Origin of the sequence: Rhizobium sp. BK619 (assembly GCF_014195245.1) — a bacterium.
GTDB lineage: Bacteria > Pseudomonadota > Alphaproteobacteria > Rhizobiales > Rhizobiaceae > Rhizobium > Rhizobium acidisoli.
This window is the reverse complement of record NZ_JACIBH010000018.1, coordinates 12083-26875: the sequence shown is the minus strand read 5'-3', so window position 1 is coordinate 26875 and position 14793 is coordinate 12083. Positions and strand designations below refer to the sequence as shown.

General features: G+C 62.0%; 17 protein-coding genes. All 17 read right to left on the bottom strand.

The genetic code is table 11. The annotated features are described in order from the left end of the window. Positions 1 to 125: 125 nt before the first annotated feature. The 17 genes from FHX14_RS29425 to FHX14_RS29340 all read right to left on the bottom strand — a co-directional run bounded on the left by FHX14_RS29425 (position 126) and on the right by FHX14_RS29340 (position 14770). Entirely contained in the window at positions 126 to 554 is a 429-nt protein-coding gene (locus FHX14_RS29425; RefSeq protein WP_012556938.1) for a hypothetical protein, read from the bottom strand. Then, the gene (locus tag FHX14_RS29420; RefSeq protein WP_184380524.1) at positions 551 to 2176 is read right to left on the bottom strand and encodes a hypothetical protein; all 1626 of its coding nucleotides are present in this window, start codon (positions 2174 to 2176) and stop codon (positions 551 to 553) included. The genes FHX14_RS29425 and FHX14_RS29420 overlap by 4 nt, the downstream gene beginning before the upstream one ends. Then, positions 2173 to 2385, bottom strand: a complete 213-nt coding sequence (locus FHX14_RS29415) for a hypothetical protein (protein WP_184380523.1) — start codon at positions 2383 to 2385, stop codon at positions 2173 to 2175. The genes FHX14_RS29420 and FHX14_RS29415 overlap by 4 nt, the downstream gene beginning before the upstream one ends. A gap of 19 nt (positions 2386 to 2404) precedes the next feature. Further along, positions 2405 to 2767 carry a hypothetical protein gene (locus tag FHX14_RS29410; protein ID WP_184380522.1) on the bottom strand — a complete coding sequence of 121 codons (363 nt, stop codon included), beginning with the start codon at positions 2765 to 2767 and terminating at the stop codon, positions 2405 to 2407. Then, a complete protein-coding gene (locus FHX14_RS29405; RefSeq protein ID WP_184380520.1) occupies positions 2767 to 3231 on the bottom strand; it encodes a lysozyme in 465 nt (154 codons plus the stop codon). The genes FHX14_RS29410 and FHX14_RS29405 overlap by 1 nt, the downstream gene beginning before the upstream one ends. Further along, positions 3206 to 3460, bottom strand: coding sequence for a hypothetical protein (locus FHX14_RS29400; RefSeq protein WP_184380518.1), 255 nt, complete (start codon positions 3458 to 3460; stop codon positions 3206 to 3208). Before FHX14_RS29400 ends, FHX14_RS29405 begins: the two co-directional genes overlap by 26 nt. A 544-nt stretch (positions 3461 to 4004) precedes the next feature. Next, positions 4005 to 4562: an acyltransferase gene (locus FHX14_RS29395; protein ID WP_184380516.1), complete on the bottom strand. Its 558-nt coding sequence runs from the start codon at positions 4560 to 4562 to the stop codon at positions 4005 to 4007. A 112-nt stretch (positions 4563 to 4674) separates the two neighbouring features. Next, positions 4675 to 6030 carry a hypothetical protein gene (locus FHX14_RS29390; protein ID WP_184380514.1) on the bottom strand — a complete coding sequence of 452 codons (1356 nt, stop codon included), beginning with the start codon at positions 6028 to 6030 and terminating at the stop codon, positions 4675 to 4677. A 198-nt stretch (positions 6031 to 6228) separates the two neighbouring features. Beyond that, positions 6229 to 6723 (bottom strand): hypothetical protein, encoded by a 495-nt coding sequence (locus FHX14_RS33230; protein WP_246713494.1) that lies wholly within the window; start codon positions 6721 to 6723, stop codon positions 6229 to 6231. A gap of 493 nt (positions 6724 to 7216) precedes the next feature. Continuing rightward, positions 7217 to 7384, bottom strand: coding sequence for a hypothetical protein (locus FHX14_RS29380; protein ID WP_184380676.1), 168 nt, complete (start codon positions 7382 to 7384; stop codon positions 7217 to 7219). A 133-nt stretch (positions 7385 to 7517) separates the two neighbouring features. After that, positions 7518 to 9587 carry a hypothetical protein gene (locus FHX14_RS33225; RefSeq protein WP_246713493.1) on the bottom strand — a complete coding sequence of 690 codons (2070 nt, stop codon included), beginning with the start codon at positions 9585 to 9587 and terminating at the stop codon, positions 7518 to 7520. 150 nt (positions 9588 to 9737) lie between these two features. After that, entirely contained in the window at positions 9738 to 10055 is a 318-nt protein-coding gene (locus FHX14_RS29365; RefSeq protein ID WP_003587928.1) for a hypothetical protein, read from the bottom strand. After that, positions 10052 to 11059 carry a tail fiber domain-containing protein gene (locus tag FHX14_RS29360; protein ID WP_184380509.1) on the bottom strand — a complete coding sequence of 336 codons (1008 nt, stop codon included), beginning with the start codon at positions 11057 to 11059 and terminating at the stop codon, positions 10052 to 10054. Before FHX14_RS29360 ends, FHX14_RS29365 begins: the two co-directional genes overlap by 4 nt. Beyond that, complete coding sequence (locus tag FHX14_RS29355; protein ID WP_184380507.1) at positions 11025 to 11441, bottom strand: GNAT family protein; 417 nt, start codon at positions 11439 to 11441, stop codon at positions 11025 to 11027. The genes FHX14_RS29360 and FHX14_RS29355 overlap by 35 nt, the downstream gene beginning before the upstream one ends. Continuing rightward, complete coding sequence (locus FHX14_RS29350) at positions 11438 to 13261, bottom strand: hypothetical protein (protein ID WP_184380505.1); 1824 nt, start codon at positions 13259 to 13261, stop codon at positions 11438 to 11440. The genes FHX14_RS29355 and FHX14_RS29350 overlap by 4 nt, the downstream gene beginning before the upstream one ends. Further along, positions 13258 to 13965 carry a hypothetical protein gene (locus FHX14_RS29345; protein WP_184380503.1) on the bottom strand — a complete coding sequence of 236 codons (708 nt, stop codon included), beginning with the start codon at positions 13963 to 13965 and terminating at the stop codon, positions 13258 to 13260. Before FHX14_RS29345 ends, FHX14_RS29350 begins: the two co-directional genes overlap by 4 nt. Positions 13966 to 14206: 241 nt before the next feature. Continuing rightward, positions 14207 to 14770, bottom strand: coding sequence for a hypothetical protein (locus FHX14_RS29340; RefSeq protein ID WP_184380501.1), 564 nt, complete (start codon positions 14768 to 14770; stop codon positions 14207 to 14209). Between the last annotated feature and the right edge of the window lie 23 nt (positions 14771 to 14793).

Genomic DNA, 14793 nt, shown 5'->3' with positions numbered 1-14793 from the left:
CCTCCTGAGAGGAAAACCAGCACGATGCGAATTGGTTCGTTAGCAAAGTCTAAATTTTGGTGTTACTTACTCCCTGTTCAGCAAAAAGGTGTCGATCGCCTAGCAGCGCAGTAACTTGGGCGGGCTCAACTGATCTTCAACCAATGCCTCAGCGCTGCCACCGCACCGTCGCTCGCATAGGCAATCATCCCGCCGACCGTCAGGCCGGCAAAGGCAATCAGCCCCGATATCCCGTAGCCGATCGATTTCATCCGTTTCCATTCTTCCAGCGCCGGCGCCACCGTCTCCTGGTTCTTCTCGACGGTCTCCTTGAGGCCCTTGATCTCCTCGCGGATCTGGGCGTCGACACCGCCGCTGATCGCTGCCCTGGTATCGAGATGTGCGATCTGCCTTGCCTGCTCGTCGAGCCGGGTGTGGATCACGGCGCGGCTGTCGTGAGCATTGGCCTTTTCGTCGCTGACCTCGTTGCGCAGCAGTGCGACGTTTTCCTCGATGCCGGTCAGCCTTCCCTCGACGCGCCCGAGAGCGCGGAGAATATCGTCGTTTGATGTCATGGATAGAACTTCGCCTTGTGCGATTGAGGCAGGCGGCTGACGAAACGCAGGACGCCGTAGAGAGCCGGGTGAACGAAATCGGCGGCCGTATAGGCGTGACCGAGCAGGGCGGCGTTATCCTGCACGTTGGTCGCCAGCACTTCGGCGACGCGGTAGTTCGCCGTGCCGTCTCCCAAATCCGTTCGGTCTACCAGCGTCCGGCTGGTCCAGAGCCCAGTCTGATACTCGAACATGATGCGCGCGCCGAGCTTCGTCGTGTTTGGCAGGCGCATCGTGTCCCATGCCGTCACCCCGTCTTGGTTGCCGGGATGGCCGATGACGTTGCCGAGCGGCGTCAATTCGGCCGCCGATCCCTTCGTCGGATCACTGTCCGACATGAAGGCCGGCACGATATCAATCGTCTTGGCGAACCGCGACGATGCGATGAGTGACGCGTTCATGCTGGCGAGCGTGCCCGTGACCGGGTTCCACAGCGCCGACGTCGCGCTGTAGCCGGCGACCGTGCGGCCGCTATCCGACGATCCCGCCAAGGTCGGCAGAATGGTCGTGCCCACCATATGCGCGCCGGGATACCGGGCGATGATCCGATCATCGAGCCCGAACTTGCGCGACTGCCAGAGCGAAAGCGTCGTGTTGTTGTCGTTGCGGCCGCCCTGGTCGAGGCAGAAAGTCCAAATGTCTTTGCCGCCGTTGAACGTCGTCTTGATGGCGTCAATCATCACCCATCGCTTGGTCGCGTTGGTGGCAAGCTCGAATTCGTTATGCTCACCAGGAACGCCCATGACGAGCGGGACAGTGCTCCCCCATACCTGGTCACGCTGGTCGAGCCATCGCCGGATCATGCCCATGTTGCCGCGCTCGTCGGCCGACGCGGCGATCTCCTGCCGCTCGATCAGGCTGTCGCCGACGACGAGTGGAACCGGCCGGCCGTCCCATCCTTTCGCCAGGACAAGCGCGGGCCCGTAAGCCTGGATCTGCGAATTCGTCGCGTTGCCGATCGTGTTGTAGAGGCTGTCAGGATCGAGCGCCGCCGTCGACGCCCCGTTTGCGGCAGCCAGCGCCTGTACAGACGCCAAGTCGGCCGCGCCCCAATACCTTTCGCCGCGATGGCGCTGGATGCGATAGGAGCCGCAGCGCTGCGCACCCTCTGCGCCGTGATAGACGGTCCGGACGCCAAAGATCGACCATGCCGGCAGAGCAACTGGCAGCATGACCTGCCCGTAAACAATGCCGGTTGCGGCGGTGACCGTCGCCGGCACCAGACCGCCAAACAAGATCGGGTATTCCGTGCCGTTCGGCATCACGAAGAACGCCTCGTCGATCACGGTGTCGGCGTTCGGCGACTGCGTTTCTTGCGGCGCATTGCCGCCTTCGGTCAGCGCGAAGCCGACGAACGGGATAAGGAAGTCGTTCGTCGGATAGTCGGGCGAGCCGAAGAACAGCTTGGTGCATTGGTAATTCAGCCCGGCCGGGAACGTCCATGGCGTGGCGGTCGCGCCGGTCGGCCAGCGCGTGCGCGTCGCCGCCGGCATGTAGCGATCAGGATCCGGCACCCAAGGCGGTGGCGCCAGAACAGCTCCACCCCTCGGATACGTCAGGGCAAGCGAGATGGCATTCATCATCGGCGGGTTCCATATCTGGTGGTGAGGTCGTCGTAGAAGCGCACGGTGCGCCCCTGGCGGGCATTGGCGCGGTCGAGCGCCTGGCGCTCGCGGGCGAGGATGGCGATGATGGGCTCGCCCTCCACGACAGGCGCATGCGCTTCCTGCCTCAGGAGATCATCGGGCAATGGCGGCAGCGCGATGCCGGCCGCCGCCTGCCCCTTCATCACCGCCGCTCTGTTCAGCCGCTCAGTGGCGGAGCAGCCACTGACGATCAGCAGCAGTGACAGCGCAAGCGCGGTTCTTTTCCGAAAGCTGAAGCTCATAGGATTGGATCTCGGTTTCGAGTGTGTCTCTGGCCGCCTGCTCCGACGCCTCAGCGGCTTTCAGGCGCTTGCGGTGCTCTTCGGTGGCCTCGGCCGCCGCGTCGCGCTGCCGTTCCATCTCGGCGGCTTTCGCTTCAGCCGTCGTCTTCTCGGCCAACATGATATAGCCGGCCCGCGCCTCTCGCGCCGCCGAGGGATAACCGATCGCAACCGCATAGAGGTGATAGAGCACCAGCCCGGCGGCGATGCCGGCGCCCATCTTGAGCGTGTCGAGGAGGGAGAACATCAGATGCCCTCGAGGCAGAAGGCGCGCTCTTTCTGCCGGCGCCGGGTGAGGCCCGGAAAGGTGATGCCGGCGGCGCGGTTCCACTTCAAAAGCGCCTCGCAGCCCTCGGCCGTCCTGCCCTGGTTGATCAGCCTGACCGCGCTCGAGCCGCAGGCCGCCTTGACGCCGACATTATAGGCAAACGAGGTGAGCGCCACGAAACGGGCATCCGGCAGCGGCACGCGCACGCAGCTTTCGACGCCGCCCGCATAGGTCTTGAGCTCCAGCGCCAGCAGCGCCTTGCACTGCTCCACAGTCTTGTGATCGCCGGGTTTGACGCCATTGGTGCTGCCGTAGCAGATCGTCCATGGCTGCCCCTTCGTGGCCGGATCGGGATAGGCATTCTGGCGCAATCCCTCGAACGAGCCGACGAGCGCCACAGCCATGGCCGCGGCGGCACTACCCTTCTGCAGGCGGTTTGCCATTCAATTCTCCTGAGATTTTCTGCTGAACGAAGATGCGAGCAACGATCGCCGCAACGGCGAAAAGCCCCGTTGCGACCGACATGGCGAGCTGGATGTAGAGGTTGCGCGACACCCAGGTTGCAGCGACGAAATTGATGACGGGCTCAAGCACAATGAAGAGCAGCGCCAGCGCCATGAGGCGGACGGACCAGGCGTGCTTGATCACTGCGCGCCAGTTATGGACGAGCATGGGGTGGGCTCCGGGATGCTGTGAAACGCAAAAGGCCCGCCGAAGCGAGCCTTGAGTTATATCGATTTTGAATTTGCGCCTAAGCGACGGCTTTCATTTCTCTTTTATTCACTGGTGCATTTTCCGCTTCAAACTGGAGCATCTCTCCCCAGGGATTTGCTATCAATCGAGATCGCGCGGGCAATTGAGAGCCGATTTCTCGACTGAAAATGAAGACCAAAGCGAACCAGTAAGTCAAAGGCGACTTAGCGACCATCATGAGCAGCATCGCAAAGTCGGCTACACGACAGACATATTTGCAACGTAAGCTTGAGCGTGGCTCGCCTATTTTCCCCGCGAGAGAGATTTCTACTCGAATATCCAAAATAACGCCCGTTTCCGGGCTGTCTGGAAGGCATAGTGATGGTTCCGCTGTCGCAGTCCTTGTCCACCCAGCGGAGGATCATCTTCTATCCATAAAAAAGGCTCCGAAGAACCGCCCCCTCTTTCCGTTTTGGCCAAGGCCAAGCTACCGCCCCCTGCCCGCTTACAATCCGAATCCGATTTAGATGCGGTATTTGACTACTTTCGCCGGCGAGCCAACGGCGATGGCATAATCGGGAATATCGGCCGTGACGACGGAATTCGCTCCGATCACGGCGCCGGTTCCTATCGTGACGTTCATCAATATTTTGGCACCCGCGCCAATCCAGACATCATCACCAATTTCGACAAAGCCGATTTCAGCCTTCTGGAGCCTGATTGGAACGTCTCGCCTCATACCGTGGCCGTGATCAATGATCTGGACATCCGAGCCGATCAGCACATCGTTGCCTATGGATATGCGGTTCTTGGCAGTGATGATGTTCCGGCGACCGATGACCGTATTGTTTCCAATAAACACCTTCGGCTCAGGCATCGTGAGTTGGAAGAAGGAATAGTCTTGAATCGTGACGTTGCTGCCGACCTCAAGAACCGCATGCTTTACCATGCGGAACTCAGCACTGCGCTTGACAACCAGGTTCGAGCCGGCGCGGCTGAAGTAGCGAAATCGCTTGTAGGCGGTAACGAGACGCTGAAGAATTCCTCCGCGATTCCGGTACGATGCTTTATCGGCTGCCATGGTTTCCTCCGAGTTCGAAGGTCATTAGCTGACGACATCGATTATTGCCAGTGATCGTGCCTGCATATCCCCGCAAGAAACTCGGGCGCGCTCGATCGTGACACAAGCGGCATTATGCATTCCTCCCACACGGGAAATAGAAACCATCGTTCCACAGCCAGAGAGTGCCGGACGCGCCAGCCACATGGCGGATCTGCCTGCTTGTATTTGTCCAGATATCGCTACAGCCGATTGCAAGTCCGTTGGCGACCTGGATGGTGCCCATGTTGCCGCCATCATTACCGATACCCCCTGCAAGCGTTCCTTGAGCAGGGTCCGATAGCAGGGCTGCGTTAGTTGCCGCCGACGAGGTGAATTCAAATCGCAGCTTGGCCTTGACCTTCACCCCATTCGGCACTGTCAGCGCCAGGAGTGCCGAAGTTGTGGAGATAGCAACGTTGACAGCGTCCTTGACCGGCGTAACGAAAGTGTATTCGTCACGCGGGTACATCACGAATTGCCGGATGAGCGAGCTGGCATCGGTCAACACCACACCGATGCATTTGACGATGCTATAGCCGGTGAGCAGCGTTGTGGTGACGCCGCCGATGGTTGCCGAGGTCGAGAGAACAATGTCGAACGACAGGTCTGCGTCCTTGCGCAGGGCATAGGCAAAATAGGTCGCGTTCGCTGCAACGGCGCCAGCGTCAAGGCCGCCAGCGCCGGTGCCAGCCGCAAATGTTCCCGTCACTCGCTTCGTCAATGACGTTGCGCTGGAAACGAAGCTCGATCCCGTCCTGGCAGATCCTGCAGCAAAATCGATATGCGTATTCGGGCTGGCGCCGTTGTTGGAAAGGGTGAGCCCGACAATGAAATCGCCGACCGCCGAACTGTCGGCTTTGCTCTGGATCCTGGCGAAGAGCTTGTTGGTGAAGAAAGCGGCACCGGAACAGATGATTTCGACGCTGTAACCGTCCTTGAGGACAAGCGTGGCCGCGCCGTCGATCGTCTCCGAACCATTCGGATCGATCGTCACATCCCCGCCATCGGCGATGACGCAATAGTGCCAGTTTGCGCCGAGCGTCGCCGCTGCGGTCAGGGTGAGCGTGGCTCCCGCGGTAAAGCGATGGACGGCGTTATCGTCGGATGCGAGCGCGGTGTAATCGCCCGACTTGGCCGCATAGACCAGAGCGTGATCGAACGAAACGTCGACGCCGTTCTGGGCAAAGCCGAGCAGGCCGCCGCCTTTCAGATAGAGGCCGGTCTGCGGGGTCGAGGCGAAGCCGACGCCCGGCGCGGACACGGTTCCGCCTGCGGCTTTGAGCGGTGCGATCATCGGCGCCGAACCGTCGCGCGGCAGCGAATTGGTGATTTCGTTGCCGAGGTCGGTGGTCAGCGCGTTCCACGGCGCCGGGTCGATGACCTGGCCGACGGAGGGTGTCGTGCCGGCGGGTTTGGAATAGACGCCGGTTGATGGGTTTCTGGGCATTTACCTTCTCCAAAGAAAAAGGCCCCGCGAATTGCGAGGCCTGTGGTGTGTGTAGCGATGCCGGGTGACGGGCAGCCGCATTTTGCATGGGTTGATCAACCTGGAGATCGACAGCCTCGGCTTGCCACTTCAACGTCGCGGATATGGAAACGCAACATTCCGCATAAGCCGGACACTTGAATTTGTCCGCTGTTGAGATCAGGCAACAGGGGAAAAGACGGCTCGAAAGAGACGCCCTGTTTTCCGCTTTGTTTTCTGAACTACGTCAGACTGTCTTCTCTTGAACAAGAGGTCGGCTCCATAGAGATCGGTTCGGGTTCCTATCAAGCCACTGTTGCGCCCCTCAAAACGAGCAGCCAGATCAAAGCCCATTTCATCAGCTATTCTCGTTAATGATATTTCTGAAATGGTCCGGTGGGGATAACGTATCTCTATGTTGTCGAATCCGTCAGGAACCGGGCCGGCGCCGTTATCAAAAAGGCGGGACGACTGGATGGTGAAACGCTTTCTGTTCGAGAAGGCATTCCGCGCCAAATAAGCGTAACGAGTTGTCCTGCTCAGAGCCTCCCGCCAAAGCTGTTCCGGATCCGCAAGGTATTGAAGCGTCCCGCTACTGTAGAATACGTCAAACTCAGCCGGCAATTGTTCGGAGTACGATATCCCTGGCCTTAAAACCTGCGCAGCATCCACCATGGATTTTGTCTCCACGACTGTGAATGACCAGGCTGGGAGCTGCTTTCGCAAAACGGCGCACATCTCACCAGCGGATCCGCCGAAATCGACGAACCGGCCCGACGGAACATCCATGGTCGGCAGGAGGTCCGCTGGAAGTTGGACATAGGCCTCTTCCTGACCAACCAACTGCCGCGACCGTTCTATCCGGAAGGCTGTGAGATGCTTATCCCCATATGCAGGAGCCGCCGCGGCTGCTCTCCTCCACGATCTGTACGACCTCTCACGCGTCCGCCATTCCTTTACGGCTTCAATTGCGGAACTAGGGAGAACTCTTTTGACGAGACGTTTGAGCATAAAAGGCCTGCGTTTCAAATATTGGCGAGTGACAGTGGAGGTTGAACTGACCGTCTACAGCACTAACGGGCGGCCTGCTACCAATAGTTTTAGAACGATGAGACTTCAATTTATAGTACTACTTGGTTTTCTATTTCCGTGTCGCACATGGGCCTGTTTATTCCCGCGCGATCATCGGCGCCGAGCCGTCGCGCGGCAGCGATTTGGTGATTTCGTTGCCGAGATCGGTGGTCAGCGCGTTCCACGGCGCCGGGTCGATGACCTGGCCGACGGAGGGTGTCGTGCCGGCGGGTTTGGAATAGACGCTTGATGGGTTTCTGGGCATTGGTCTTCTCCAAAGGAAAAGGCCCCGCGAATTGCGAGGCCTTGCGTTATACAGTCGTTAGCCGGCGCCACGGTGCCAGCACCCGGCGCCGAGAGAGCTTTCACGCGTTGCTGCCCTCGAAAGCCTGAACGGGCTACCAAAGGCCACTTTGCTGCCGTCCAAGGAGTGCACGCACGAGCGCGGCCCCAGGCCCTTCGCGGGTCTGGTTCATCGTCTGCCGCGGATTGCGAGAGTCCGGTTTCGGTGTCGAAATGGGCGGGTTGTCAGGCAGGGCCAAGGGATCGGCGGCGCCGTCAGCCTGGTACTGTGGCAGAAAGCTCTTTGCTCTCGCGAACCGGTCTGCGGCCTCCTGGTTCCCCGGCTTATCGTAATCGGCAAATTGCCAGGCTCTGTTCATCAGGCGTTGCGCCTCCTCGAGCGATTGAGCGGCGTTCAGCCTGGTGATCAGGCGAGGGTTCTCCTGCAGGAAGAACTCGGCCTGTGTCTGCGGGCTGATCGCGCCCGGCTTTTCACCCTTGGCGGCAGCGAAGTCGTAAAGTGCCTGCAGGCGGGTATCGCGCCACGACATGATGGCGCCCGATCTGCCTGGCTTTCCGCTCTTGCTCGGGTCGGGCCAGGAGCTGTTGGCTAGCTTGCTCGAGAACTGGCTTTCGGACTGACCCGTCGAGGCGATGGCCGCCAGACCATAGGGGTTGGTGACCTGGATGATCGAGCCATTCTTCGTCTTGTAACCGTTCTTCACCGTGCCCATGAAGCCGTCGAAGACATCGGCGTCGATGGGTTGCTGGCGGGGAGTGCCCCTTACCGCCTGCCGATCGTGGCGGCTGGGTTTTGGCGTAGGAACGGGCACTTTGCCCGTTGGAACGAAGGGATCGTCGCCAGGCAGCTGGGGCGCGGTCGCGGGCTGCTGGCGGCGCTCGTCCGTCGTCATCTGCGGATCGGGATATTCCGGCCGCGGCGTCGGAATGGGCACCTTGGTCCGCGTAGGGACGGCATGCGCGGTCCCAGCGGTCTGTGCCGCGATCGCCGCTTCAATCATACTGTCCGGATAAAGAGCGCCCGATGTTCCCTGCTCCTGAGTGACGAGGGCGCGAACGAACTTCTTTGCCATAGCCGGGTCGTTCAGGCGCAGATCATCGTCAGGGTCAATGCCCATCATTTGCGCGATGTTGGCAGCCGCCGTGAAAGAGTTAGGCGTCCATCCGCTGGCTCCCGCAATCATCTGGTTCGGCGTCAGCATGCCCTTTCGATACTTCCTCATGATCTGCCAGATATTGTGCCGCATGCCCGCTTCCGGCGTGGCATAGACGACTTGCGGATCGCCCTGATCGGTGTTCTCGGAAGGGCCGATGATTCCTGGCCCGTGCTGGCCGGCGTATTTGAGATTGGCGGGATTGTTGTTGCGCATGCCGGCCGGCAGTTTGGCGCTACGAACGGGGTCGGATAGAATCGTTTGAAGCTCTGCCCCGTCGTTTGCGGATCCGGCGGCGTCACCGACAGCAGCCGGTGCCGCGGGCTGTTGGCGGCGTTCGTCGGTCGTGACCTGCGGGTCGCGATAGCCAGGTTTCGGCGAGGGAATAGGTCCGTTGTCAGGCAGCGGAGCGAAGGCGTCATCGCCCGGTTGATCGGCCGCCATTGGCTGCTCGCGGCGATAGTCGGTCGTAACCATCGGGTCGCGATAAGGCCGCGGCGTCGGAATGGGAGGGTTGGCGGGCGGTGCGAAGGGATCGTCGCCAGGCTGGTCGGCCGCCCGGCGATAGTCCGTCGTGACCATCGGGTCGCGATAGGGTTTCGGCGTCGGAATAGGCCCGTTGTCGGGCAGCGGCGCGAAGAGACCGGCGCCGGGCTGGGCGGCCGGGGCCAAAGGCTGTTCGCCGCGATCGTCCGTCGTCATCAGCGGGTCGAGACTGGGTCTTTCCGGCGGAACGGGCCCGTTGTCCGGCAGCGGCGCGAAGGGATAGTCGCCCGCATCGCCGGCCGGCGCCGCGCTGCCCTCGCCGCTTGCCTGCTGCTCCTGCTGGCGGATCGCCAGCCCGCCCAGGAGGGCCTGGACAAGACGCGCGGCCCCTTGCCAGGGGGATTGTACGGGGCCGGAATCCATGCCCTGCTGCAGCATGGCATCAGCCAGCTGCTTGCGCCGGTCGCTGATGTCGCCCTGTGTCTTGCCGGTATCGCCGCCGAAAATGAATGACGCTAGTGACATTGGTCCACTGCCCTTTCGTAGAAGACGCGGTCGAAACCGTCTGTCTGGATGGATTTTTCACACATTGTTGAACATGAGGCCGATCTGGATCGGACCGTCGTCCCTGTATCGGGACCGATCAGCACGCCGTTACCCCGCTGATGTCCTAGTTCAGCCGTCAATCCGGCGCGTCGGCCCACCACCGAAGAACAGCGACAGGAAGCCGGGAGAGGCCGGCGCTGGTTTGGAAGGCTGGCCTGTCGAAACGCCGGCACCTTGACCGGCGCCTGCCTGCTGCTCCTGCCGCTGTTGACGAACCGCCAAGCCGCCGAGCCCGCCTTCGGCAAGCCGCGCGATCCCTTCCCACGGCGATTGCACCGGGCTCGCATCCATGCCCTGCTCCAGCATGGCGTAGGCCAGTTGCTTGCGCTTGTCGTCGATGTCGGCCTGGGTCCTGCCGGTATTGCCGCCTGAGATGGTTGGGATCATGCCACTGCCCTCTCGTAATCGACGCGATCGAAACCGTCGGCAGCTTCGAACACGGCATCCGGGTGGACCCCGCGCACGTCATCCGACATCAGGCCGAGCTGCATCGGGCCGCCGTCCTTGTAGCGGAAGGCGTAGACCGGCAGGCCGTTATCCAGGGTGCCGACCCGTCTGATGTCTTCCTTCAGCCGCCGGTCGGATTTCATCGCCCAGCCTCCGAGCAGTGAGCCGCCGAGGCCGAAGAGACCGCCCATGGCGGCGTTCGACTGGGCGACCTGCTGATTGTACTGGCCCATTTTCTGGTTGAAATTTTCATTGATCAGCCCGGCCTGGTCGACGTTCGGCAGCTGCGTCGTCGGCGTGTTGACGTAGCTCGGCTGGTGAACCTGCGATCCCGACATCAGCGCCGAAATCTCGTTCAGCGGCTGGTTCCGCTCGGTCAGGATCGAATTCTGGGCATTCGAATACATGTCGCCGAGATACTGGTCGGAGGCGGCCTGCTTGCGCGTGGAAAAATCGCGCAGCGCATTGTCGTAAGCCGCCGAGCCCATCGAGATGCCCTTGTCGGCCAGGCTCTGGTCGAGGCTTGCCTGATCGCGGTCCCACTGGTTGTTGAAGCCGGACTGCCAGTGATCGTTGACATATTTGTCGACATTGCCGGCGCTCAGATCGACATTGGTGCCGAGGATACCGGAGATCTTGCCGGTCTGGTCGTTGGCGAGCCTGGCGAGGCCGAGTTGCGTCTGCTGCGTCTGGTCGTAGATCGCCTGGTTCTGAGGCGAATAGGTCTGATAGGCGGAATAGACCGGCAGCTCATATGTCTTGCCGTTCTGATCCTTCATGATGCTCTTGCTGGTCTGCTTGTATTCCAGCGAACCATCCGGCGTGTACTGGTTGGTGTGGCTCAAGCCGGCATTGGCAATGGCGGTGTCGACGTTGGTGGCCGTCTGTGCCGCCGCGGTCTGTGTCGGATCAGGCGCCTTGGGGGCCTTCGGCGTGGAGACCATAGGGGAAATCCTCCTTCATGATTGCGTAAAGCAGCGCGTCGCAGTCGCCGAAATAGGCCTGCTGGCGGCCTTCCAGCCGTGCGCCGAGCCTTGCGAGCATCGTCTGGGCGTCGATATTGTCGGCCCGTGTCCTGGCGGTTGCGCGCCGGCAGCCGAGCTGATGCACGACATAGTGAAACACCGATCGCATCAGCGTCCGCGAAAACCGGTCGGCGGCGAGCGAGACCTCGACATCATGCGCGGTCCAGACGTTGAAGACGAAGCCGGCGATGATCCTGCCGCGGTCGACATGGGCAAGCGTGGTGTAAGGCGGGTGGAAGCTGACGCCGATCCGGCCGCCGACCCAGGCAGCGATTTCCTGGCGCGGTTCGGAGACGATCAAATCGGCGCGCCCTTTTCGTAAAGCACCGAGCCGCCGACGACGGCCGCCTCGGAGACGGAGCCGGAGGAGCCGGAGATCAGCGCGCGAATCGTCGGCGCCAAGGCCGAGCCGGCGCCGCCGGCGGAGGCAAATTTGCGCACCAGCGAAACGCCGGGGAATTTCGACACGCCCCAGACCGCCGTTCCCCATTTCGCCGCCGCGTTGTTTTCGACCGACGACAGCAGTGCGGTTGGAATCTTGGTCTGGTAATCCACCGAGATCCCGCCATACATCAGCGAGGAAACGCCGATCTGCGCCGTCACCCCGATCAGCTTCGAGAGCTTGGTCGAAAGCCCGTCGCCATAGCGGCTCCACGCGCCGACCATCAGCGCGTCGATCGCCACGCCATTGTCGTTGGCGCCGACCTCGGCCTCGTAGACCGTGCCGTCGCCGGCGCCGAAGAACAGCCGGTCCTGCCAGGTCGCCCAGCAGGAGGCCGGCATGCCGACGAAGCGGCACCAGGCGCCGGTTTCGGTGTTCATCACATACTGGTAAGGGCCGAAGGAGGACGGCAGGTTGACGATCGCCATCTGCCGCGCCGGAAAGCTCGAAAGCTGCCATTCCCCAGAGGTCGTGCCGGTCGCCGCCACCGTCTCGCGCCAGGTCGGGCCGATCCTTGCGGTAATCGCCCCGAGGCTGGTGGCGCCGCGGTCGAGCTGCACCGCCTTGGTGATCGGCACGATGCCATCGGTCGTCATGATCGCCAGATCGGCGCCGACCGAGAGCAGGCAGCGGTCGCTGCCGAGCGGCCGGCCGAGCTTGAAGGTGCCGATCAGGCCCCAGTTCGAAACGCTGGAGGGATCGGAGCCCTGGAAGACGATCACCTCGCCTTCCGAGGAGATCAGCACCAGGCATTGCTGCAGGCCCGTCGAAACCGGAATCGTCCAGACGTTGATGGCCACCAGCGTGCCGCCATATTTCATGTTGCCGCCGACCGGCAACACCGTCGCCGCGCCGCTGACGGCGTCGGTGGCGAGATACCAGACATTGGTCGAATTCTTCTCGATGAACCACAGGCGCGAACGATAGGCCGTCACCGCGATCAGCAGCGACGAGTCCGATATGCCTGATATCATCGTCGAGGCGACGTAGGGGGTGGCGACCGCGCCCTTTTCGAGCTGCGCATTGGTGACCGTTCCCGTCACGGTGACGACAAGCGTGCCGGCCGCCGGCGTGAAGGGAAGCGAGACGCGGTTATTGACGCCGGTGCCGTTCAGCGTGCCGGAGAAGGCGCCGGACAGCGTCACGGAGCCGGTGCCGAAAAAGCTCAGCGTATACGCCGTGTTGCGGACGGCGACGTTCTGGGTGGCGAGCGCTGCCGTGCCCACGAGGAAATTATTCGTCCAGGAGGTGCCGTTGAAGAGCAGCGGCGTGTCCAGGCCGTTGACGAGACGCAGGAATTCCTGGCCGGCCGGGTTGGTATATTGCTGCACCGACCAATGGGCGCTCGCCATGCCCGAGACGACAGGCGCACCGACGGCGCCGCCTACCGTCACGTCGAAAATCTTGTCGCCGGCAGCGGCAAACAGCCTGTTGCTGACGCCCGAATAGGGGATGACCGTCTGCACGTCGCCGCCAAGGCCGGTTGAGAAGGCAAGGAAGCCGTAGCGGGCGCGCACACGGTTGGCCTCGGGAAAGAAATTGTCGAGCTGAAACGCCGCATCCGCAGGCATATCCGCCATCTCGACATCGGTTCGCCAGCCGCCGATCGGGGCGATCCAGTCCTTGCTCGGCGAAACGCGGCCGGTGCGCCCATTCGGAGGGACAGGTCTGCGGGTCATGGATTTGCCACCGTGATCGTGCCGGGCCAGTAATTCTCGGGCCCCTCACCCCTCGCCGGCAGCGAGAGATCGACAGGGCTTGCCGCCCGGTCGGCGCCGATCGCCGCTTCCTTGGATCGCTCGAAACTGGCGATCTCCTCGCCGTAATCGAGGCCCTTGGCCCGCTTCCAGCGCCAGATCAGCGAGAGTTCGAGGAGGTCTTCGGGGAAACGGGCGGTATCCGTGTCGTTCGCCCAGGTGTCGGCTATCGCCGCGCCACCATTCACCGCCACCCAGAAGCCGGAAATATAGGCATATTCGATCGTCTCGCCCGAGACGTTGGGGTAGATGTCGAGCTTGCCGCCGGCCATGCGCCAGATTTGCGGCACCGGGTTGGAATTGAGGATCGTCTGGCGCTGCCAGCTCTGCGGCTCGACGGGCCCGTTGAGCTGCCAGAGGCGCGAGGCATTCCAAATCTTGGCATTGGCGGCGAAGCGGTTCCAGTCGGCGGGCGGCTCGGCCGGTTCCGGATTTGCACCGGTCGCCACGAACTGCCGCCGCACCATCAGCGCCGACCAGTCATGCTCGCGCACCAGGTCGCGGCCGGCGCGGGTGGAGAGGATGCGCAGCTGCATGATCTGCGGATCCGCCGAAGACATGACGGCCGTCGGCGGATCGAGGTCGATTTCCGCGCAGACGTTCTGAATGATGGTCAAGAGCGACATGTGCGGATCTCCGGTTGAGAGCAGTTGCGGCGGATGTAGGTGAATTTGATAGGGTGTGCCGTGTAGCTCCCTCATCCGCCCTACGGGCACCGACCGGGGTTGAGCCACTGGTCTCAACCCGTCCTTCGGACCCCCGCTGGGGAGAAGAGACAGGTGGCGGCGTCTCGATTCTCCCTTCTCCCCAGCGGGGAGAAGGTGGCCCGAAGGGTCGGATGAGGGGGCTGCTTGCGTCAGCGCTTCTTCAGGCTGCTTGCCGACCGCGGCTCTTGCTGCCGCTTTCGTTTTCCAGCGCCTCGAAGCGCGAGGCCATCTCCTTCATCTGCGCCTGCAGGCGGGTGACCTCGTCCTTCAGCCGCTCGTTTTCGGCGGCAAAGGCGGAAGCGGCGCTGGAGTTTTCGGCAGTGGCGAGATAGGCCCGGGCGGCGGCGGTAAGCTCGTTGGCGCCCATGCCGATCTTCTGCTTGGCGGTGTCGGAAAGGGCTGCCAGCTGCTCGACCGTATAGATGTTGACCGCCTCCATCTCCTTGATCTGGCTGGGTTTGAGATAGGGCCATTGCGAAAGCGGCGTGCCGGTCAGCTGCTCGCGCGCCTCCGCCCCTTCCTTGAAACGCTTATAGGCGTCGGCAAAACGCTGTTTGTCGTTGTCCGTCACCTCGCGGTAGACTTCGGTATGCTTGTCGCCGGCGATGAAGATGCGGACGAATTCCTTATCGGCAAAAATCGGCCGGCCTTCCTTCTCGGTCAGAAAGGTCTGTTCGACCGGTTCGAGGCTGAAGGAGGCATAAATTCCGGTATTGTCGGGCATTTGCTGGTCTCGCTGTTGATGGC

What these genes read in the sequence shown, in the direction of transcription:
- FHX14_RS29425 (WP_012556938.1), bottom strand. Translation starts at nt 554, where the DNA reads ATGACATCAAACGACGATATTCTCCGCGCTCTCGGGCGCGTCGAGGGA.
- FHX14_RS29420 (WP_184380524.1), bottom strand. Translation starts at nt 2,176, where the DNA reads ATGATGAATGCCATCTCGCTTGCCCTGACGTATCCGAGGGGTGGAGCT.
- FHX14_RS29410 (WP_184380522.1), bottom strand. Translation starts at nt 2,767, where the DNA reads ATGTTCTCCCTCCTCGACACGCTCAAGATGGGCGCCGGCATCGCCGCC.
- FHX14_RS29405 (WP_184380520.1), bottom strand. Translation starts at nt 3,231, where the DNA reads ATGGCAAACCGCCTGCAGAAGGGTAGTGCCGCCGCGGCCATGGCTGTG.
- FHX14_RS29400 (WP_184380518.1), bottom strand. Translation starts at nt 3,460, where the DNA reads ATGCTCGTCCATAACTGGCGCGCAGTGATCAAGCACGCCTGGTCCGTC.
- FHX14_RS29395 (WP_184380516.1), bottom strand. Translation starts at nt 4,562, where the DNA reads ATGGCAGCCGATAAAGCATCGTACCGGAATCGCGGAGGAATTCTTCAG.
- FHX14_RS29390 (WP_184380514.1), bottom strand. Translation starts at nt 6,030, where the DNA reads ATGCCCAGAAACCCATCAACCGGCGTCTATTCCAAACCCGCCGGCACG.
- FHX14_RS33230 (WP_246713494.1), bottom strand. Translation starts at nt 6,723, where the DNA reads ATGGTGGATGCTGCGCAGGTTTTAAGGCCAGGGATATCGTACTCCGAA.
- FHX14_RS29380 (WP_184380676.1), bottom strand. Translation starts at nt 7,384, where the DNA reads ATGCCCAGAAACCCATCAAGCGTCTATTCCAAACCCGCCGGCACGACA.
- FHX14_RS33225 (WP_246713493.1), bottom strand. Translation starts at nt 9,587, where the DNA reads ATGTCACTAGCGTCATTCATTTTCGGCGGCGATACCGGCAAGACACAG.
- FHX14_RS29365 (WP_003587928.1), bottom strand. Translation starts at nt 10,055, where the DNA reads ATGATCCCAACCATCTCAGGCGGCAATACCGGCAGGACCCAGGCCGAC.
- FHX14_RS29360 (WP_184380509.1), bottom strand. Translation starts at nt 11,059, where the DNA reads ATGGTCTCCACGCCGAAGGCCCCCAAGGCGCCTGATCCGACACAGACC.
- FHX14_RS29350 (WP_184380505.1), bottom strand. Translation starts at nt 13,261, where the DNA reads ATGACCCGCAGACCTGTCCCTCCGAATGGGCGCACCGGCCGCGTTTCG.
- FHX14_RS29345 (WP_184380503.1), bottom strand. Translation starts at nt 13,965, where the DNA reads ATGTCGCTCTTGACCATCATTCAGAACGTCTGCGCGGAAATCGACCTC.
- FHX14_RS29340 (WP_184380501.1), bottom strand. Translation starts at nt 14,770, where the DNA reads ATGCCCGACAATACCGGAATTTATGCCTCCTTCAGCCTCGAACCGGTC.